At 33.4% G+C, this 19,933-nt stretch carries 20 protein-coding genes and 1 pseudogene; 4 read left to right on the forward strand and 17 right to left on the reverse strand.

Features of this window, described 5'->3' with window-relative positions:
- Positions 1-4 precede the first annotated feature (4 nt).
- The 9 genes from KA878_RS06345 to KA878_RS06385 form a co-directional block, all read right to left on the reverse strand.
- Complete coding sequence (locus KA878_RS06345; protein WP_016930732.1) at positions 5-808, reverse strand: ABC transporter permease; 804 nt, start codon at positions 806-808, stop codon at positions 5-7.
- Positions 801-1,895 carry an ABC transporter ATP-binding protein gene (locus KA878_RS06350; protein WP_193839525.1) on the reverse strand — a complete coding sequence of 365 codons (1,095 nt, stop codon included), beginning with the start codon at positions 1,893-1,895 and terminating at the stop codon, positions 801-803. Before KA878_RS06350 ends, KA878_RS06345 begins: the two co-directional genes overlap by 8 nt.
- A gap of 15 nt (positions 1,896-1,910) precedes the next feature.
- Positions 1,911-2,450, reverse strand: coding sequence for a helix-turn-helix domain-containing protein (locus KA878_RS06355; RefSeq protein WP_016930734.1), 540 nt, complete (start codon positions 2,448-2,450; stop codon positions 1,911-1,913).
- A 172-nt stretch (positions 2,451-2,622) separates the two neighbouring features.
- On the reverse strand, positions 2,623-2,895 hold the full coding sequence (locus KA878_RS06360) for a UPF0223 family protein (protein ID WP_075108510.1): 273 nt from the start codon (positions 2,893-2,895) through the stop codon (positions 2,623-2,625).
- A gap of 185 nt (positions 2,896-3,080) precedes the next feature.
- Positions 3,081-4,487: a dihydrolipoyl dehydrogenase gene (gene lpdA, locus KA878_RS06365; RefSeq protein ID WP_016930736.1), complete on the reverse strand. Its 1,407-nt coding sequence runs from the start codon at positions 4,485-4,487 to the stop codon at positions 3,081-3,083.
- A 3-nt stretch (positions 4,488-4,490) separates the two neighbouring features.
- On the reverse strand, positions 4,491-5,792 hold the full coding sequence (locus KA878_RS06370) for a dihydrolipoamide acetyltransferase family protein (protein WP_016930737.1): 1,302 nt from the start codon (positions 5,790-5,792) through the stop codon (positions 4,491-4,493).
- A 206-nt stretch (positions 5,793-5,998) separates the two neighbouring features.
- Entirely contained in the window at positions 5,999-6,976 is a 978-nt protein-coding gene (locus KA878_RS06375) for an alpha-ketoacid dehydrogenase subunit beta (RefSeq protein WP_053022629.1), read from the reverse strand.
- Between the two features lie 3 nt (positions 6,977-6,979).
- Positions 6,980-8,092, reverse strand: coding sequence for a pyruvate dehydrogenase (acetyl-transferring) E1 component subunit alpha (pdhA, locus tag KA878_RS06380; RefSeq protein ID WP_053022628.1), 1,113 nt, complete (start codon positions 8,090-8,092; stop codon positions 6,980-6,982).
- 171 nt (positions 8,093-8,263) lie between these two features.
- Positions 8,264-8,887, reverse strand: coding sequence for a YkyA family protein (locus KA878_RS06385; protein WP_075108511.1), 624 nt, complete (start codon positions 8,885-8,887; stop codon positions 8,264-8,266).
- A gap of 130 nt (positions 8,888-9,017) precedes the next feature.
- On the opposite strand from KA878_RS06385, the gene def reads away from it, so the two are divergent.
- The 3 genes from def to rnjA all read left to right on the forward strand — a co-directional run bounded on the left by def (position 9,018) and on the right by rnjA (position 11,956).
- On the forward strand, positions 9,018-9,569 hold the full coding sequence (def, locus tag KA878_RS06390) for a peptide deformylase (protein ID WP_075108512.1): 552 nt from the start codon (positions 9,018-9,020) through the stop codon (positions 9,567-9,569).
- A gap of 489 nt (positions 9,570-10,058) precedes the next feature.
- Positions 10,059-10,277, forward strand: coding sequence for a DNA-dependent RNA polymerase subunit epsilon (locus KA878_RS06395; protein ID WP_053022625.1), 219 nt, complete (start codon positions 10,059-10,061; stop codon positions 10,275-10,277).
- A complete protein-coding gene (gene rnjA, locus KA878_RS06400) occupies positions 10,277-11,956 on the forward strand; it encodes a ribonuclease J1 (RefSeq protein WP_075108513.1) in 1,680 nt (559 codons plus the stop codon). Before KA878_RS06395 ends, rnjA begins: the two co-directional genes overlap by 1 nt.
- On the opposite strand, the pseudogene KA878_RS06405 reads toward rnjA, so the two are convergent.
- The 5 genes and pseudogenes from KA878_RS06405 to KA878_RS06425 form a co-directional block, all read right to left on the reverse strand.
- Positions 11,953-12,347 (reverse strand): annotated as a pseudogene (locus KA878_RS06405) (IS5/IS1182 family transposase); the annotation flags it as partial. The gene rnjA and the pseudogene KA878_RS06405 sit on opposite strands and share 4 nt — an antisense overlap.
- Positions 12,348-12,770: 423 nt before the next feature.
- A complete protein-coding gene (locus tag KA878_RS06410; protein ID WP_075108514.1) occupies positions 12,771-13,160 on the reverse strand; it encodes a YbaN family protein in 390 nt (129 codons plus the stop codon).
- Between the two features lie 160 nt (positions 13,161-13,320).
- On the reverse strand, positions 13,321-13,980 hold the full coding sequence (locus KA878_RS06415; RefSeq protein WP_011276142.1) for a potassium channel family protein: 660 nt from the start codon (positions 13,978-13,980) through the stop codon (positions 13,321-13,323).
- Between the two features lie 125 nt (positions 13,981-14,105).
- Positions 14,106-15,122 (reverse strand): cytochrome d ubiquinol oxidase subunit II, encoded by a 1,017-nt coding sequence (locus KA878_RS06420; protein ID WP_053017747.1) that lies wholly within the window; start codon positions 15,120-15,122, stop codon positions 14,106-14,108.
- On the reverse strand, positions 15,122-16,474 hold the full coding sequence (locus KA878_RS06425; RefSeq protein ID WP_053029143.1) for a cytochrome ubiquinol oxidase subunit I: 1,353 nt from the start codon (positions 16,472-16,474) through the stop codon (positions 15,122-15,124). Before KA878_RS06425 ends, KA878_RS06420 begins: the two co-directional genes overlap by 1 nt.
- Positions 16,475-16,675: 201 nt before the next feature.
- On the opposite strand from KA878_RS06425, the gene KA878_RS06430 reads away from it, so the two are divergent.
- On the forward strand, positions 16,676-16,909 hold the full coding sequence (locus tag KA878_RS06430) for a glutaredoxin family protein (RefSeq protein ID WP_193839526.1): 234 nt from the start codon (positions 16,676-16,678) through the stop codon (positions 16,907-16,909).
- Positions 16,910-17,021: 112 nt separating this feature from the next.
- On the opposite strand, the gene ptsP is transcribed toward KA878_RS06430, so the two are convergent.
- From ptsP to KA878_RS06445, 3 genes are all read right to left on the reverse strand, one after another.
- A complete protein-coding gene (gene ptsP / locus KA878_RS06435) occupies positions 17,022-18,737 on the reverse strand; it encodes a phosphoenolpyruvate--protein phosphotransferase (protein ID WP_053029141.1) in 1,716 nt (571 codons plus the stop codon).
- 2 nt (positions 18,738-18,739) lie between these two features.
- Positions 18,740-19,006: a phosphocarrier protein HPr gene (locus KA878_RS06440; protein ID WP_011276148.1), complete on the reverse strand. Its 267-nt coding sequence runs from the start codon at positions 19,004-19,006 to the stop codon at positions 18,740-18,742.
- A 334-nt stretch (positions 19,007-19,340) separates the two neighbouring features.
- The gene (locus KA878_RS06445) at positions 19,341-19,883 is read right to left on the reverse strand and encodes a hypothetical protein (RefSeq protein ID WP_053022619.1); all 543 of its coding nucleotides are present in this window, start codon (positions 19,881-19,883) and stop codon (positions 19,341-19,343) included.
- Between the last annotated feature and the right edge of the window lie 50 nt (positions 19,884-19,933).

The following is a 19,933-nucleotide window of genomic DNA, read 5'->3' on the forward strand; positions in this document are numbered from 1 at the left end:
TAATTCACCTTCTTTCGTCCGTTGATTTTGATTTAGTAATAATTAAAATAAACGCCATAAATACAATTAAGAAAATAGCAATTGTAGAACCCATACCATAATTTTGAATCACTAGAAATTGTTCTTCAATTGATGTACCAATATTAATTACTTTATTACCCGCAATCAATCGTGTAATCATGAATAATGATAATGCTGGGATAAAGGTTACTTGAATGCCTGTCATGACACCTTCTTTAGTCAAAGGTACGATTACTTTTCTAAAAGTTGTAAAAGGACTAGCTCCCAAATCACTTGAAGCTTGTAACAAATTATTAGGAATTGCTTTCATACTATTAAATATCGGTAGAATCATAAATGGTATATAAATATAACTTGCTACTAATAAAAATGCGCCTGGCGTAAATAAAAGATTAGCTGCCGGTAAATGAATAAAATTAAGAAATTTATTAATCAAACCTTCATGACTTAATATGCCAATAAACGCATATGTTTTTAGTAAAAGATTTATCCACGTAGGAATAATTAAAATGAGCAACCACATATTTTGATTTTTTGATGCACGGATAAAGTAAGCAGCGGGATAACTAATTAACAAAGTAATTATTGTAATAAGCGCTGCATAAAAAATTGAATCCCACATCATCTTTAAATATTTCAATGATAATATTTGTTCATAATTGGTAAAACTAAAATGACCATTTAGATCGGTAAATGAGAAATATACGAGTAGAATAACTGGTATGATAATGAATAATAGCATCCATAATAAATATGGAATGATGAGCACTTTATTAATATTACGCATTGTCTAACGCCTCGTAACTTTCAATACGTTTATCAAACTCTTCTTCTGTTTCACCAGGAACCATAATATGAATTGCTTCCGGGTCAAAATAAAGGCCAACTTCGCTTCCGACTTCAGCTTTTTTAGTTGTTTGTATTACCCACTCATACCCTTTTCGATCAATGCAACAAATTTCATAATGTACGCCTCTGAATAACATTGAGTCTACAGTGGCTTTAAATAACCCTTTGTCCGATGCTATTAATGAAATATCCTCAGGTCTGATGACAACTTCTACCTTCTTCCCAGAGGGTATTCCCGCGTCTACACATTCAAAGTCTTGACCATAGATATTCACTACAAAATCCTCTACCATTTTACCTTCAACGATATTAGATTCACCTATAAAATCGGCAACAAAACGGTTGACCGGCTCATCATAAATATCTGTTGGTGTACCAAATTGTTGGATTTTACCATCTTTCATAACAAAGATATAATCACTTAAAGCCAACGCCTCTTCTTGATCGTGCGTTACAAATATGAATGTTATTCCTAGGCGCTTTTGTAGTTCACGTAATTCATATTGCATCTCTGTTCTTAATTTTAAATCTAAAGCGGATAATGATTCATCCAATAATAATATTTCAGGTTCATTGACAATGGCTCTTGCAATTGCCACACGTTGCTTCTGACCGCCACTCATTTCATTGATGTTACGTTGTTCATATCCTGATAACTTCACAAGTCTTAATGCATCTTTTACTTTTTTATCGATATCTTTTTTAGAATATTTTTTTAACTTTAATCCAAAAGCTATATTATCGTAAACATTTAAATGTGGAAATAAAGCATAATCTTGGAAAACAGTATTTACCTTTCTCTTATTCGCAGGCAAATCACCTATCGATTTATTTAAATAGATAATATCTCCATCATCTGGTTGTTCAAATCCAGCTATAAGCTTCAATATCGTTGTTTTCCCGCAACCTGAAGGACCTAGTAATGTGTAGAAATGACCTGATTCTATCTCTAAATCCATTTTGTTCAATATTGTTACATCGTCAAAACCTTTTGTCACACCTTTAAATGATAACAATGGCTCCATTACTATTCTCCTCCCTTATAAATATGATGCTGTCGCAACAATCAAAATTTCTATTTCTTCTGATGTTTCATTATGTAATTGATGAATTTCATCAGCCCTAAAGTATAAAACATCCTCTTCATTAGCCTGGTATCGTGACTTTCCTAAAGTCAGCGTTACACATCCTTTTAAACAATATATAAATGTGTCTGATTCAGATGGATCAAAATGTTTATAGGATGCACCTGGTTTCAATGATAATATGAGCGGTTCCATTTCAAATTCATTTGATTTCATTACTAACCAATTAAGAACATATCCTCTATCATATTCATCATAAACTGTGCGCTCATCTCTCGTGTAAAGCACTTTTTCTTTTGATTTTTCTTTAAAAAAATCACTTGGAGATGTACCTAACACCTCTAAAATATTTAAAAAGGTTTCCATGCTAGGAGAAGCATGCTGACTTTCAATTTGAGAGATATATCCCTTGGACAAATCTGTACGTTCTGCTAACTCTTCTTGTGTTAAATTCTTTATACGTCTTAAATTACGTAATTTATTGCCAATTTGCATTGTTAATCACCTTAAAAAAAGCTATACCTTGTTTACTAATATTAAACATTTTGTTTAATGCTTAATAAAAGTATCAAAATATAGCTTTGACTTCAATAGTTTTTTGAAATTAAATATAAATTAATCTAATAGACTTTATAAGTTTTGATAGTTCACATAGAACATCGCTAAGTTAATTAGCGCTAAACGACGTTTGATCAGGATTATTTTTCACTTCTTGTATGACTTTGTAGCTGTTATAACTACTCTTTTCTTCAAATTCTTTAAATAATTGCTTTTCCTCTGCTTTACCAGGAACGATTTCTTTAAAACGTTTATAATGCTGCATTAAGTCTTGACCATTGACCGTTTTTTCATAATAGCTTTCAATTTTATTGAAAAAGGCAATCACATCGACCATTTCTTCGTTAGTCCAATCTAAATCTAGCGGATATTGATACTCCATCTAAACCCTCCTTTTTATTATTTTAGCCGTTATTAATCTTATACCCATTACAGCTAGAAAATATTAAAAAAAGGGATGAAACCAAGTTCAAATATGAACTTGAGTTGCACCCCTGTTGACTGTTAAATAACTATAATACAGTTATTCAATTTATGAAATTAATCTATTCGACTAATCATTAATTATTACATAGTGTGGATTGGTAATCCAATTGCTTTTTCAGCAGCTTCCATAGACATTTCACCTAATGTTGGGTGAGCGTGTACAGTTAATGCGATATCTTCAGCATTCATACCAGCTTCAATAGCTAAACCTAATTCAGAGATAATGTCTGAAGCGCCATTACCAGCAATTTGTGCACCGATAACAGTACCGTCTTCTTTTAATGTGATAAGTTTAACGAAACCAGTAGTATCATCTAATGATAATGCACGGCCATTACCAGCATAAGGGAATTTAGAAGCTTTATAGTCTAAACCTTCTTCTTTAGCTTGTGCTTCAGTGTAACCAACTTGAGCTAATTCTGGCTCAGTGAAACATACAGCTGGCATACCGATGTAGTCTACTTCTGATGCTTGGCCAGAAATAGCTTCAGCAGCTACTTTAGCTTCATAACTTGCTTTATGAGCAAGTGGTAAACCAGGAACGATATCACCAATTGCATAAATATTGTCGATAGAAGTACGGCTTTGTTTGTCTACTTCTAATAATCCACGATCAGCGAATTTAAGGCCTAATTCTTCTAAACCTAATTCGTCTGTATTTGGACGACGACCAACAGTTACTAATACATAATCAGCTTCGATAGTTTTTTCTTCACCTTTAGCTTCATAAGTAACTTTAACGCCATTTTCAGTTTCTTCAGCATTTTTAGCCATTGCTTCAGTAATGATTTCAACGCCTTTAGCTTTCATGCCTTTTTTAACTGGTTGAACCATTTGTTTTTCGAATCCGCCAAGAATTTCTTTAGCGCCTTCTAAAATCGTAACGTCTGAACCGAAGTTAGCAAATGCAGTACCAAGTTCTGAACCAATGTAACCACCGCCGACAACGACTAATTTACCTGGAACTTCTTGTAAGTTTAAAGCACCTGTTGAATCGATAACACGTTTACCGAATTCAAAGTTAGGAATTTCGATTGGTCTAGAACCTGTTGCGATAATAGCGTGTTTGAAGTTATAAGTTTGAGCACTTTTTTCGTCCATAACACGTAAGCTATTATTATCAACGAAATATGCTTCACCTTTAACGATTTCAACTTTATTACCTTTTAATAAGCCTTCAACACCACCAGTTAATTTGTTAACAACTGATTTTTTGAATTCTTGAACTTTGTCAAATTTAAGTGATACGCTTTCAGCGATAACACCTAAGTTTTCAGAGTGTTGTGCTTCTACAAAGCGGTGTGAAGCGTGTAATAATGCTTTAGAAGGAATACAACCAACGTTTAAGCATACACCACCTAAGTTACCTTTCTCAACGATAGTAACTTTTTGTCCTAATTGTGCTGCACGAATTGCTGCAACGTATCCACCAGGACCTGCTCCGATTACAATAGTATCTGTTTCAATTGGGAAATCTCCAACTACCATGTTTTACCCCTCCATTAATAATAATTCTGGATTATTTAATAAGCGTTTAATGTGATTCATAGCGTTTTGTCCAGTTGCACCATCAATTTGTCTGTGGTCAAAGCTTAATGATAAAGCTAATACTGGAGCTGCTACGATTTCACCGTCTTTAACGATAGGTTTTTGAGCAATACGGCCAATACCTAAGATAGCTACTTCTGGGTGGTTGATAACTGGAGTGAACCATTGTCCACCAGCTGAACCGATATTACTGATTGTGCATGTAGCACCTTTCATTTCGTCAGATGTTAATTTACCATCACGCGCTTTAACAGCTAATTCGTTGATTTCATCTGAAATTTGGAAGATTGATTTACGGTCTGCATTTTTAACTACAGGTACTAATAAACCTCTTTCAGTGTCAGCAGCAATACCAATGTTCCAATAGTGTTTGTGTACGATTTCGCCAGCTTCTTCGTTGAATGAAGTGTTAAGTGCTGGGTATTTTTTAAGTGCAGAAACTAATGCTTTAACAACATATGGTAAGAAAGTTAATTTAATACCTTGTTCAGCTGCAACTTCTTTGAATTTTTTACGGTGATCCCATAAATCTTGAACATCAATTTCATCCATTAATGTTACGTGAGGAGCAGTGTGTTTAGAGTTAACCATTGCTTTCGCAATGGCTCTACGCATTGCTGGGATTTTTTCTGTAGTTTCAGGGAAGTCACCTTCAGGTACAGATTGTGTTTGAACTGCAGAAGTATCTTCTGATGTTGAAGCAGCTGCACTTTCGTTTGAAGCTGTTGCTGCTTGCGCACCGCCACCATTTAAGTGGTTGTCAATATCTTCTTTAGTAATACGACCATTTTTACCTGAACCAGCTACTGCTTTGATGTTAACGCCTTTTTCACGAGCATATTTACGAACAGATGGCATAGCTTTGATTTGTCTATTTTCATCTACTTCTTCATCTTGTGAAGCTGATGCTGCTGGTGCTTCTTCTGTTTTAGCTTCTTCTTGAGCTGGTGCTTCTTCTGTTGAAGCATCGTCATCATGACCACCTTTAAATTGCATATCTTCTGCATCAGGTGCGTCGATTTTAACAATAACATCACCTACTACTGCTACAGTACCTTCGTCAACTACAACTTCTTCAACAGTACCGCTAACAGGAGATGGGATTTCAACTACAGATTTGTCATTTTGAACCTCTGCTAATACATCATCTTCTTCAATTGTATCTCCGGCTTTAACAAACCATTTTACAATTTCACCTTCGTGGATACCTTCACCAATGTCGGGTAATCTAAATTCAAATGCCACGTTCTTGTCCTCCTAGATTTCTTATTCATCATTTAATAAATTTATAACATAGAGCAAGGACAGAATAATTTGAACACCTACATCAAATTACTTTGCCCTACGTCTCTAGTTTACACTTACTTATTCACACATAGAGTAAAAAGTAAACATGTTACTTACTTACTTCCTATAAGTCTGATTGCTAGCTAATTGTTAAGCTAAAAATATTAGAATTCTAATGTAGCTTTAGCTTGTTCAACGATGTCGTTTTTGTTTGGTAACCAAACATTTTCAGCTTGAGTAAATGGATATACTGTATCAGCAGCAGCTACACGAGCGATTGGTGCTTCTAATGAAAGAATAGCACGTTCAGCTAATTCAGCAGCTACTGTAGCACCAACACCAGCTTGACGTTGTGCTTCTTGAACTACTACAGCACGACCAGTTTTTTCAACTGAAGCAACTAAAGTATCGATGTCGATAGGTTGTACAGTACGTAAGTCAATAACTTCTACTGAGTAACCTTCTTTTTCTAATTCTTCAGCAGCTTTTTCAGATTCTTGAACCATTGCACCGTAAGCGATTAATGTGATGTCGTTACCTTCTTTTCTCACATTAGCTTTACCGATGTCAATTGTATATTCTTCTTCTGGAACTTCTTCACGGAATGAACGGTATAATTTCATGTGCTCTAAATATACAACTGGATCATTTGATCTGATTGATGATAGTAATAAACCTTTAGCATCATATGGGCCTGAAGGAATAACTACTTTAATACCTGGTGATTGAGCTAAAATACCTTCTAAGTTATCAGCGTGTAATTCAGGTGTATGAACACCACCACCGAATGGTGCACGGATTGTAACAGGTGCTACTTTAGAACCACCTGAACGGAAACGTGTACGAGCAATTTGACCAGCAACTTCGTCAAATACTTCAAATACGAAACCAAGGAATTGGATTTCCATTACTGGACGGAAACCTTCTACAGTTAAACCAAGAGCTAAACCACCGATACCAGATTCAGCTAATGGCGTATCGAATACACGATCTTCACCGAATTCTTTTTGTAAACCTTCAGTTACACGGAATACACCACCGTTAACACCAACGTCTTCACCGAAAACTACTACGTTTTCGTCATTTTGCAATTCAGTTTTAAGCGCATTGTTAATCGCTTGAACCATTGTCATTTGTGCCATGGCTTATTTCGACTCCTTCTCTTTGTAAATTTCATATTGTTCAGCTAAGTTTTGAGGCATATCTTCGTACATGATATCCATTAAGTCAATAACTGTTTGTTTTGGAGTATTGTCAGCCTCTTTGATAGCTTTCTTGATGTCGTCTTTAGCACGTTCAATAACTTCATTTTCTTTATCTTCGTTCCATAATCCTTTGTTTTCTAAGAATTTTCTGAAACGAACTAATGGGTCTTTTTTCTTCCAATCTTCATCTTCATCTGAAGTTCTGTAACGAGTTGGGTCATCTCCAGCCATTGTATGAGGACCATAACGATAAGTCATAGTTTCAATTAATGTTGGACCTTCACCATTAATAGCACGATCACGAGCTTCTTTAGTAGCTTGGTATACAGCTAATGCATCCATACCATCAACTTGGATACCAGGGATACCTACTGCAATAGCTTTTTGAGCTAATGAAGTTGCTGCTGTTTGTTTACTACGTGGAGTAGAAATAGCATAGTTGTTATTTTGGATAACAAAAATTGCTGGTGCTTTGTAAGCTGAAGCAAAGTTGATACCTTCATAGAAGTCACCTTGTGATGAACCACCGTCACCAGTGTAAGTGATCGCTACTGCTTTTTTACCACGTTTTTTAATACCGAATGCTACACCAGCAGTTTGAATGTATTGTGCACCGATAATGATTTGTGGACTGAATGCATTAACGCCTTCAGGGAATTGATTTCCTTTGAAGTGTCCTCTTGAGAATAAGAAAGCTTCAGTTAATGGTAAACCATGCCAAATGATTTGTGGCACGTCACGGTAACCTGGTAAGATGAAGTCTTCTTTTTCTAAAGCGTATTGTGAAGCTAATTGTGAAGCTTCTTGTCCAGCTGTTGGCGCATAGAAACCTAAACGACCTTGTCTATTTAATGAAATAGAACGTTGGTCAAGAATACGTGTCCACACCATTCTTTCCATTAATTCTACTAGTTGTTCATCAGTTAAATCAGGTACTAAGTCTTCATTTACGACATTACCATCAACATCCAAAATTTGAACCATTTCAAATTTCGACTGAGTATCATTTAATACTTTTACTGCATCGAATTGGGCTTGTAACTTAGGAGCCATTCAATTCACCATACCTTTCCCATATAATAGAAATTCATTTTATCCTCTCATAGTGTACCACAATTTATTTGTACTGTTAAATATTTTAATAAAGTTCTGTATTACTAAAAAAGATACAGTTTTTCCAACTGTATCATTATCGATATTCAATCTGTATCAATACGAAAAGTACTACAGATTATCAACATCTTGTTTTTCTTTATTTACTGTGTTCATAGCTTTTGAATATTCTTTAAATTTGTCTTGGAAATTCTTCTGTGCTTTATTTAATGCATCATTCTTTTCATCTACTTGAGATTGCGTTATACCATCCTGTTTGATAAGTTCGAATAAATCTTTTTCTTTATCTAAAACATTCTTATAGGCATCCGCATATTTGTCATGGACTTTATATTTGTTTTTAACTGCATCATCTAATTGTTTAAGTTCTTTTTTCTTGTCATCACTTTTAATTTCTTTGATGTGTGACTCGCCTTTATTAAATTGTTTCTTAGAATCATCTAATGCTGCTATTTCTTTATCAAATGTATCTTCTCTTTGTTTAATATTATCAAGAATATCATCAGCAGCTTTCTTACGTGTTTCCTCGTTATCACTATTCGCTTTTTTATATAAATCTTGTTTCTTTTCTTCAAGAGAATTTAATTTCTTGCTAATACTATTAATCGGTTGTTCTTTATCAAACGCTTTTTGAACATTTTCATTGTATGCTTTCACTTCTTTTTTATCTGTTGTACAGCCTGCTAATAAAACTGTCGACGCTGCTACTACTGCAACTGTTTTACGTAGTTTCATTGAGTGTAAACCTCCTCGTAGTCATTCGACTGTTATCATATAGAATTATGCTTTATAAATCAAATGAAATAAGATAATGTACTTATGATTCGTTTTTCTGTTATATTTTATTATAAGGAAGGTGTATGACATGTTAACTATGAAAGATATTATCAGAGATGGTCATCCTACGTTACGTGCTAAAGCGGAAGACGTAAATTTACCGTTATCTGATGAAGATAGAAATACATTAAAAGAAATGCGTCAATTTTTAATTAACAGTCAAGATGATGACATTGCTAAAAAATATGGTTTACGTTCAGGCGTTGGTCTAGCTGCTCCTCAAATCAATGTTTCTAAAAGAATGATTGCTGTTTACTTACCTGATGATGGAAACGGTAAATCATATGACTATATGCTGGTTAATCCTAAAATCATGAGCCACAGTGTTCAACACGCCTATCTACCTACTGGTGAAGGTTGTTTGAGTGTGGATGAAAATATTCCCGGATTAGTTCATAGACATTATAGAGTAACTATTAAAGCATTAGACATTGACGGTAATGAAGTTAAATTGAGATTAAAAGGTTATCCTGCAATTATTTTCCAACATGAAATCGATCATTTAAACGGTATTATGTTCTATGATTATATTGATCAAGACAATCCATTAACACCATTACCAGACTCAGTTGAGGTTTAACTTTAATCAAATTTATTTTACTCAAGCTACTTTCAAATATGGAAGTAGTTTGAGTTTTTTATTTATCGACGGCGTGAACAATAATTTAATTCTTACTTATTTAATAATATTTAGACTTTATATCTAGTAATTGAAGTGTTTAACAGATATAAACTGCTTTATTTATTTATATACATAATGTAAAATAAACAGTAACTGAAATCATAGTGTAATGCTAATTTTCAAATAATGAACGACATTTATATTTGCCTTAATACACGCTTGAAAGTCAGAAACATATCATATTGTGCTTAATCACATAACTATTAGGTCGATATTTATAACATGACGCTAATATCAACACGTAGACAAATCAATATCTGCAAATAATTGTAAATTGATAAAGTACTACTATTAACCTACGCAATATGACTGGACGTATCAAGTTGATTGAGGTTTCAGATTAATAAAATCAATTAAGATGTTTAAATTTAGGAGGAACTATCCAATATGACAGTATTTAAAGTATTTTTCCAACATAACAAAGACGAAGTAATCGTTCGTGAAAACACAAATACAATTTATGTTGAAGGTGAAACAGAGGAACAAGTAAGACGTTATTTAAAAGACCGCAATTATAATATCGAATTCATTACTAAATTAGAGGGCGCACATTTAGAATATGAAAAAGAACATTCTGATCATTTCAACGTGGAGAATGCTCAATAATGAAGCAATTACATTCTAACGAAGTAGGTGTATATGCTTTAGGTGGCTTAGGTGAAGTCGGTAAAAACACTTACGCCATCGAATATAAAAACGAAATCGTCATCATAGATGCTGGAATTAAATTCCCTGATGATAATTTACTAGGAATTGACTACGTCATTCCTGATTACACTTACCTCGAACAAAATCAAGATAAAATTGTCGGTCTATTCATAACGCACGGACATGAAGACCATATAGGTGGTGTGCCCTACCTATTAAAGCAAATTAATGTACCTATTTATGGCGGTCCATTAGCTTTAGGACTAATACGTAATAAGCTAGATGAACACAACTTGTTACGTAATGCGTCATTAAATGAGATTACAGAAGATAGTGTCATTAAATCGAAACACTTTGAAATATCATTTTATCTAACAACACATAGTATTCCTGAAGCTTACGGTGTAATTATCGACACACCTGAAGGCAAAATTGTTCACACTGGTGACTTTAAATTTGATTTCACGCCTGTAGGTGAACCAGCGAATATTGCTAAAATGGCAGAATTAGGTAAAGAAGGTGTACTATGTCTTCTATCTGACTCAACTAATGCCTTAGTTCCTGATTTCACACTAAGTGAGCGAGAAGTCGGACAGAACGTTGATAAGATTTTCCGTAATTGTAAGGGACGTATTATATTTGCTACCTTTGCATCTAATATTTACCGTGTACAACAAGCGGTTGAAGCTGCAATTAAATACAATCGTAAAATTGTAACATTTGGTCGTTCTATGGAAAATAATATCAAAATTGGTATGGAGCTTGGTTACATTAAAGCACCGCCAGAAACTTTTGTGGAGCCAAATAAAATTAACAATATTCCTAAACATGAATTACTTATTTTATGTACAGGTTCTCAAGGTGAACCGATGGCTGCTTTATCTCGTATCGCAAATGGAACGCATAAACAAATTAAAATTATTCCAGATGATACTGTAGTCTTCAGTTCTTCACCTATTCCAGGTAATACTAAGAGTATCAACCGCACTATTAATGCTTTATATAAAGCTGGTGCTGATGTAATTCATAGCAAAATATCTAATATCCATACATCAGGTCACGGTTCACAAGGCGATCAGCAATTAATGCTTCGCTTAATTCAACCGAAATACTTCTTACCTATTCACGGTGAATATCGCATGCTTAAAGCACATGGTCAGACTGGTGTTGACTGTGGTGTTAAAGAAGAAAATGTCTTTATCTTTGATATCGGTGACGTGCTTGCATTAACACATGACTCAGCACGTAAAGCGGGTCGTATACCTTCTGGAAATGTGTTAGTTGATGGTAGTGGTATTGGTGATATTGGTAATGTCGTTATCCGCGATCGTAAATTATTATCTGAAGAAGGCTTAGTCATAGTCGTCGTTAGTATCGATTTCAGTACTAATAAATTGCTTTCTGGTCCAGACATCATTTCTCGTGGTTTCGTATATATGCGAGAATCTGGACAATTAATTTACGATGCGCAACGTAAAATTAAAACTGATGTTATTTCAAAACTAAATGCTAATCCAAATATTCAATGGCATCAAATTAAATCGTCAATCATTGAGACACTACAACCTTATTTATATGATAAAACAGCACGTCGTCCAATGATTTTACCTGTAATTATGAAAGTGAACGAAGATTAATAAATGGTTTCCGTATGACGTAATAGCGTCCGGGACATAAAGTTCCAGGATAAGTAAATTAAGACAATTTCTATTGAAATAATATAGAAATTGTCTTTTTTTATAATTTTTTGATTATTTTTAGCTCATTGAGTTGTTACTTTCTTTATATTATGTGCATTAGCACAATTCCTTGTTCTCTTTTGGATTTATTTATCTCTTGTACAGACATTCGAGTGAAACTCAAAATCGCCTTCATAAATCTAAAAGTAAGCGCCACATCAATTTTCCTTTGACTGTAGGTGGTTTTCGTTTTAGATTCTAAAAGTATTCAATTAATTTGGGCTTTAAAACATTCACAATTATAATTCTTCATTCATTTTTTATTTGTTTTTGAATTGAAGTTCATACAGTTGTCCATTTTTCATACAATCTTCTTTCATTTTCATCAATGTGACATCATGGTCTATTTTAGAATAACTATTATTATCCTTTGGTAGAGTTACTTGAGTCATATTATATTTTTTAGTATTTCAATATAAAATTACATATAAATATAAAGTATTGTGTCAAGACGCTTGTGTTGATTATTAATGAACATAAGTGCTAACGCACTTATGTAAGACATTCTAAAGATGAATGACGAATAACGCTGTGTGCGGGGCCCTAGCAAAGGGATTTTCAACATGAAAATCTACAAGCAAAGCACGTTGGGCAAGCGAGCCAAAAATACGAAGTATTGTAAATAAAGAAGCCAGTAAATGAATTTATAAAAAACTCATTTACTGGCATTTTTGCTAGGTATGATGTCCCAACCTCTTCCTGATTACGATGACTATGATGATCCTTTGTCTTGATTAAAATTCGCTGGTAATGTCTTAACAAATGTAAATAACACAATCGTTTGAATGATTACCATAATGACTAATCCAATTCGAATATATAAGTTTGAAATCATAAAAATAGAAAAACCAACTACTATATATAAACTTATAAGTATTCTTATTTTTTCTTTCATCGTATAACCTTTATACTTTTTAAGATTCTCAACATAATCTTTATAAATTTGAGTGCTTTCAAGCCATACTTTGAACTTTTTGGAACTATTCGTAAAACATATAACCGCTAAAATTAAAAAAGGTGTTGTCGGTAATAATGGTAACACTGCACCTATAAAAGCTATTACAGTAAAAAATATACCTAATGCTATTAATACATATCTCATTTACTTGTATCATCACTCCATATCCCATTATTAAAACTAGATATTTTTTACTTACGTTCCCTCTAGTTATTATAAAAACATCACAAGTATTAAAGTTACCAAATCGTCAATCCATCTCATGTCTATGATTCGAAGTCCTTTAATAATTGTGATGCAAACTTTATCTTACAATTTTCTTTTCAAAACGATTTAAATCATTATCATGACCTATCATAATCAATATATCTCCAAATTCGATGTTCATCGAAGGGTCTGGGGATACAACAATTTCTTTACCACGTTTAATCGCAATAATATTGATCCCAAATTGCGCACGAATATCTAAATCAATAATTGATTGTCCTGTCATTTTTTCACTTGCTTTTAATTCAACTAGTGAGTGTTCATCTGCTAATTCAAGGTAGTCTAAAACACTAGCGCTTGCTACATTATGCGCAATTCGACGTCCCATATCTCTCTCAGGATGGACAACTGTATCTGCACCAATTTTATTTAATATTTTAGCATGATAATCATTTTGAGCTTTTGCTGTAACTTTTTTAACACCTAATTCTTTAAGTATAAGCGTCGTTAATGTACTAGATTGTATATTTTCACCAATTGCTACGATAACATGATCAAAGTTACGAATACCTAAACTTTTCATCACAGCTTCATCTGTCGTATCTGCTACGACTGCGTGCGTTGCAATGTCACTATATTCATTAACACGCGCCTCGTCTCTATCAATTGCCATAACATCCATATCTAACGCATTTAACTCTCTTACTATACTTCCACCAAAACGACCTAACCCAATAACAACATATTCTTTCTCCATTGAACGGCTACCCCTATCTCTTAAAAATAAGGCAAAGGCTGAGATGAATGACATCATGTAAATTATACTTCATAAAGTTAATATACATTGATGTTCATTATCTCAGCCCCCTTCTATTATTATAGTTATTTTTTACCTTCTACATATTCTTTATCGAATACAAATAATCTCAATAATAATATTAACGATGGAACTAATAAAAGTAAACCTAAAATAAATACAATCACAAGTGCTAATCCCATTGAATCATTAACACCTGAATCACTTACCTTAATAAATGGATATAATAAATAAGGTAATTTACTTATGCCATATCCATAAAATGCAAATGCCATTTGGAGTATCACCATTATAAATGCTAGACCATGATATTTCTTAATGAAGTTCAAAATACCCGCTACAATGAAACAAATGAAGCTTAGTGCAAACATCCACCAGTAATGTTGTACTGCATTATTGAAATGATCTGCATTTTGAATTCTCAACGATAAGAAAACAAATAGTGAAATAATAATCATAGGAGGTCCCCAGAAAATAAACCATTGTCTCATATATTTATATGCCACTTCATCTTTAGCTTTCGATGCATAGTATGTTAAAAATCCTGAAGATATATACAATACACTAATGATTGCTAAAAAGACGACTGACCAAGCAAATGGACTAAGTAGTAATTGGAACCAATCTAAATCAAAATGTGAACCACGTTCATTGATATAGCCACCTTCAGATATTGTTAATACCGTTGCTAATGATGCTGGAATTAACAAACCTGTTAAACCATACATAACTATCCATGGCAATTTAGTGTCTTGACCATAATGTTCAAATGCGTAGAAACTTCCTCGAATAGAAATCAGAATAAGCGCAATAGAACCAGGTACTAGCAACACAGTACCAAAATATAATGCTGAATCAGGGAAAAATCCTACAAATCCAACAAAGAAGAACACGAAGAATACATTTGTAACTTCCCATACTGGATTTAAGTATCGTTCAACTAAGTGGTTAATCTTTTTCTCTTCTCCAGTTAATTTAGTGTGTAAAGTAAAGAAACCCGCACCAAAGTCAATTGAAGCAACAATGATATATAAAAATAAGAACGTCCAAAGTACGGTAATACCTATTGTAGTGTAATCCATTAAGCATGACCTCCTTTTTCGATGACTTTATCTACATCATCTTGGGCAGGTTTATCTTTGAACATACGAATGAGTACATATGCTGATGTAAAGAGTAATACTAAGTAGAGTAATCCAAATAGTATAGTAACTAATGTTATTCCTCCTGCTTGCGTAGCAGCTTCACTCACACGCATATATCCTCTAACTATCCATGGTTGACGCCCAACCTCAGTTAAAAACCATCCAAATTCGATAGCTAACATAGAAGCTGGCCCAGTAAGAAGAATCGCGTATAACATACCTTTATGCGTAACGAATTTACGTAGTTTCTTAATGATTAAAGTTAAAATAAAAGCACCTGAAATAACAAAGCATAATACACCCATAGTTACCATTAAATCAAAGAAGTAATGGACAATTAATGGAGGTAATTCATCTTTCGGAAAATCATTGAGTCCTTCTACTTTAGTGTTTACATTATTATCCGCTAAGAAACTCAGCATGCCTGGTATTTTGATAGCACCTTCAACTTCTTGAGTCTTCTCGTTTAATACACCGAAGAATACTAAATCCGCTTTCGATTGCGTATCAAAGTGCCACTCGTAAGCCGCTAATTTCTCAGGTTGCGCTTGGTGTAAGAATTTAGCTGATAAGTCTCCCGCTAACATTGACAATAATGTTGATAAGAATCCAACAATCATAGTCATTTTTAAAGCTTTTTTATGATATTCTGCATCTTTATTATATTTATTTTTCAATAGTTTAAATGCTGCAATAGATGCTAGAACAAATGCCATTGTCATACCTGCAGTAGCTACTACATGGAACGCTCTTACTAGGAATGAAGGATTGAACATTGCTTCAAGTGGTTGTACATTAACCATTTTGCCGTCCTTCATTTCAAATCCTGCTGGTGTATTCATGAATGAGTTCACTGATGTAATAAAGAACGCAGAGAATGAACCTCCGATAATAACTGGGATGCTAATAATGAAGTGTGTCCATTTATTTTTGAAACGGTCCCATGTATATAAATAAATACTTAAGAATATCGCTTCAAAGAAGAAAGCAAATGTCTCCATAAATAGTGGTAAAGCAATGACATGCCCACCCATTTTCATAAATGTTGGCCAAATTAATGATAATTGTAAACCGATAATTGTACCTGTTACAACACCGACAGCAACAGTAATGGTATAACCTTTCGACCAACGCTTGGCTAATGCTATATATTTAGGATCCTTGTTTTTGATTCCTAAAAATTCTGCAATTGCGAACATAAGTGGCATACCAACACCTATCGTCGCAAAGATGATATGTACTGCTAACGTCATACCAGTTAGGAAACGACTAATTTCAACGGAATCCATAATTTCATCACCTTTTCTATATCTATTTTTAAAAAGCAATTAATATAAATTATATAATGTTCTATTTTCTAACTAAATCCTTTTGCTTAAATTTAAGGAAGATTTTTTTGATGAAATTCACATAATTTTCACAGTTTGCATTTCTTTCGAAAATTATATATAGTAATTTTCATGATAATAACTCGATAGGAGTGAGCTCGATTGCCAAACATCGTTATTTTTACTCAAAATGATTGTCCCCCTTGTACATTTGTAAAAAATTATCTTACTAAACACAAGGTCGGTTATATTGAAAAGAACATTGCGAATCAACAATATCGCGCTGAAATGATGGATTATGATGCATTCGCTACACCATTTATTCTCTTAGATGGCGAACCAATGTATCAAGTGGATTTAGATAAGATTAATGCTGCATGTCATATTGGTTCATAACATAATCATATTAACGATACAAGCCTAGCACTAAATGAAATGATTTAGTTGCTAGGTTCTTTATTGCAAAAAAACACCTTAACGTCAGTTAAGGTGTTTAATCTATATAATATTATTTAGAAATATGATTAACTAAATCTTTTACTTCTTCTTGAGTAGCACAATTAATTGCACGGTTAGCTAATTCAGACATTTCATTTTTACTTAAACCATTGATTTGTCTTCTAGCTTTTAAAATAGATGTCGCACTCATTGAGAACTCATCTAATCCTAAACCTAGTAATAATGGAATCGCTGTTTCATCTCCAGCCATTTCACCACACATACCAGTCCATTTACCTTCTTTATGAGAAGCTTCAATAACTTGCTTAACTAAGCGTAAAATAGCTGGGTTGTATGGTTGATATAAGTAAGAAACGCGTTCTGACATACGGTCAGCTGCCATAGTATATTGAATTAAATCATTTGTACCAATACTGAAGAAATCAACTTCTTTAGCAAAGATATCAGCTAATGCAGCTGTAGATGGAATCTCAACCATGATGCCTAATTCAATGTCATCAGAGATATCATGACCATCATTTTTAAGATTTTCTTTTTCTTCTAAAAGAATCGCTTTCGCATCACGGAATTCATTGATTGTAGCGACCATTGGGAACATAATGTTTAATTTACCATATACTGAAGCACGTAATAATGCACGTAATTGCGTTCTAAAAATATCTTGTTGGTCTAAGCATAAACGGATTGCTCTGTAACCTAAGAATGGATTCATTTCTTTAGGTAAGTTTAAATATGGTAGTTCTTTATCGCCACCAATATCTAACGTACGAACTACAACACGTTTATCTTTCATTGTTTCAAGCACTTTTTTATAGGCTTCAAATTGCTCATCTTCTGTTGGCATTTGATCTCTACCCATATAAAGGAATTCAGTTCTGTATAATCCGATTCCTTCAGCACCATTTTCCATTACACCATATAAGTCATCAGGTGTACCGATATTTGCAGCTAATTCTGCATGTTCTCCGTCGATGGTTACTGTTTCAGCATCACGTAATTTTTGTAATTCTTTTTTATCTTCAAAGAAACGTTCACGTTTGTTTTGATAAGCAATTAACTCATCTTCTGTTGGATCAACAATAACGTCACCAGTGATACCATCAACGATAACCATATCGCCTTGCTTCACTTCTTTAGTAATTGATTTCGTACCTACAACTGCAGCAATTTCTAATGAGCGACTCATAATTGCTGAATGGCTTGTACGACCACCAATATTTGTAACGAAACCTTGAACAAATTCTTTATTTAATTGTGCTGTATCTGAAGGTGTTAAGTCATTTCCAACGATAACAACACTTTCATCAATCATACTTGGGTTTGGTAATTCAACACCTAAAAGATGTGCTAACACACGTTTTGACACGTCTCTAATATCTGCAGCACGCTCTCTCATGTATTCATTATCCATAGATTCGAAGATTGTAATAAATTGTGAAGTAACTTCATCAAGGGCTTCTGGAGCACTTACTTTTTCATTCGCAATTTTATCTTCGATTGGTTGAATTAACTCAGGATCATCAAGTACTAATAAATGCGCATCAAAAATTGCAGCTTTATCAGGACCTAATTGCTTTTCAGCATTATTTCTGATTTTAGTTAATTCAATTTTAGAAGCTTCTAACGCATTTCTGAATTTTCGAATTTCAGCATCAGTATCTGTAACTTTTTCATTAGTGAATGATAAATCAGGTTCTACTAATAAATAAGCTTTAGCAATTGCGACACCATCTGATGCCGCAATACCATTAATTAATTTTGACATAATTATTCAGTTAAACCTTCTTTAGATAAGACATCACTGATTGCTTGAATTGCGTCTGCTTCATCGCTTCCATCAGCGTAGATAGTGATTTCAGCATCTTTACCTACACCTAAACTCATAACACCCATGATTGATTTTAAGTTAACTTTTTTACCGTTATATTCTAATTGAATATCTGAATCAAATTTTGATGCAGTTTGAACTAACATAGTTGCAGGGCGTGCATGAATACCTGTTTCATCGATAATTACATAAGATTTTTGTTCCATAATCTATTTCTCCTTCGCAAAGTTAGAATATTCAAATTTGTCATAATCTAACATAATTTTATACCATAACACTACCAAAATATATTACTAAATTCAATTCTAATAGGATTGAAAAACTATTATAATTGGTTTTTATAGAAATAAACAAGTGTTTCAAATTGTAAAAAGTCGATTTTAACCTTCAATATTTTTACTTACTTATCATATGCATAACAACACAAATTAAAATCACTGTCACAACTTTGGTTTAAATTATAATTTATGACAAATTCGTATGATAACTATTTAGCCTTTATCATTAAGCTTACTCCAATTATACTACAACATTTTCATTTTAAATAATATCATGAAGCACTTTTTCACATTTTTCGATATGTTCGCGCCCAAGTTTATTCATGAAGTAGTAACTGATTGATGCTGAAACAGCTTGTCCAACAACAGGGAACCATTTCGTTTGTTTCGCTGCAGCTCGTTTTGCCATGTCTCTAATAACCACTTTTAACACAGCACTTGATACTTTTTTACCAATAAATGAACTACCTTGAATTGCAGCTGCTGCTAAAATTCGTTCTTTCACATCATCCCCAAGCGTATTCACTTGTTTGTGATCTAGACCATAAATTTTATTAACATCTTCAATAATGTCTCGCATTAATTTAATATCTACGCCAAAGTCTAGTCCAGGAATTGGCACAATACTCATGCTTGATGATAATAATGATTTTTTCTTCACAATTGTTTCCGCTTTTGCTCTGCGTTCAGCTAATTCTTCTTTAGTAGTCGGTAAGTTACTTTTTTCTTTAATTTCTTCAATATTTAAAACTTTGTTTCCAACTTTATTTGTAACGCCACTTGTAAATTTATTCATAATGCCCATTTAAAGACACACCTTTCTTAAATCATTCATTAAACATGTATACCCATTTT

The sequence above is a fragment of the Staphylococcus sp. GDY8P57P genome, assembly GCF_017892585.1.
Classification (GTDB): domain Bacteria; phylum Bacillota; class Bacilli; order Staphylococcales; family Staphylococcaceae; genus Staphylococcus; species Staphylococcus borealis.

Coding starts and splice junctions, on each gene's coding strand:
- KA878_RS06345 (WP_016930732.1), bottom strand. CDS start 808: ATGCGTAATATTAATAAAGTGCTCATCATTCCATATTTATTATGGATG.
- KA878_RS06350 (WP_193839525.1), bottom strand. CDS start 1,895: ATGGAGCCATTGTTATCATTTAAAGGTGTGACAAAAGGTTTTGACGAT.
- KA878_RS06355 (WP_016930734.1), bottom strand. CDS start 2,450: ATGCAAATTGGCAATAAATTACGTAATTTAAGACGTATAAAGAATTTA.
- KA878_RS06360 (WP_075108510.1), bottom strand. CDS start 2,895: ATGGAGTATCAATATCCGCTAGATTTAGATTGGACTAACGAAGAAATG.
- lpdA (WP_016930736.1), bottom strand. CDS start 4,487: ATGGTAGTTGGAGATTTCCCAATTGAAACAGATACTATTGTAATCGGA.
- KA878_RS06375 (WP_053022629.1), bottom strand. CDS start 6,976: ATGGCACAAATGACAATGGTTCAAGCGATTAACAATGCGCTTAAAACT.
- pdhA (WP_053022628.1), bottom strand. CDS start 8,092: ATGGCTCCTAAGTTACAAGCCCAATTCGATGCAGTAAAAGTATTAAAT.
- KA878_RS06385 (WP_075108511.1), bottom strand. CDS start 8,887: ATGAAACTACGTAAAACAGTTGCAGTAGTAGCAGCGTCGACAGTTTTA.
- def (WP_075108512.1), top strand. CDS start 9,018: ATGTTAACTATGAAAGATATTATCAGAGATGGTCATCCTACGTTACGT.
- KA878_RS06395 (WP_053022625.1), top strand. CDS start 10,059: ATGACAGTATTTAAAGTATTTTTCCAACATAACAAAGACGAAGTAATC.
- rnjA (WP_075108513.1), top strand. CDS start 10,277: ATGAAGCAATTACATTCTAACGAAGTAGGTGTATATGCTTTAGGTGGC.
- KA878_RS06410 (WP_075108514.1), bottom strand. CDS start 13,160: ATGAGATATGTATTAATAGCATTAGGTATATTTTTTACTGTAATAGCT.
- KA878_RS06415 (WP_011276142.1), bottom strand. CDS start 13,980: ATGGAGAAAGAATATGTTGTTATTGGGTTAGGTCGTTTTGGTGGAAGT.
- KA878_RS06420 (WP_053017747.1), bottom strand. CDS start 15,122: ATGGATTACACTACAATAGGTATTACCGTACTTTGGACGTTCTTATTT.
- KA878_RS06425 (WP_053029143.1), bottom strand. CDS start 16,474: ATGGATTCCGTTGAAATTAGTCGTTTCCTAACTGGTATGACGTTAGCA.
- ptsP (WP_053029141.1), bottom strand. CDS start 18,737: ATGTCAAAATTAATTAATGGTATTGCGGCATCAGATGGTGTCGCAATT.
- KA878_RS06440 (WP_011276148.1), bottom strand. CDS start 19,006: ATGGAACAAAAATCTTATGTAATTATCGATGAAACAGGTATTCATGCA.
- KA878_RS06445 (WP_053022619.1), bottom strand. CDS start 19,883: ATGGGCATTATGAATAAATTTACAAGTGGCGTTACAAATAAAGTTGGA.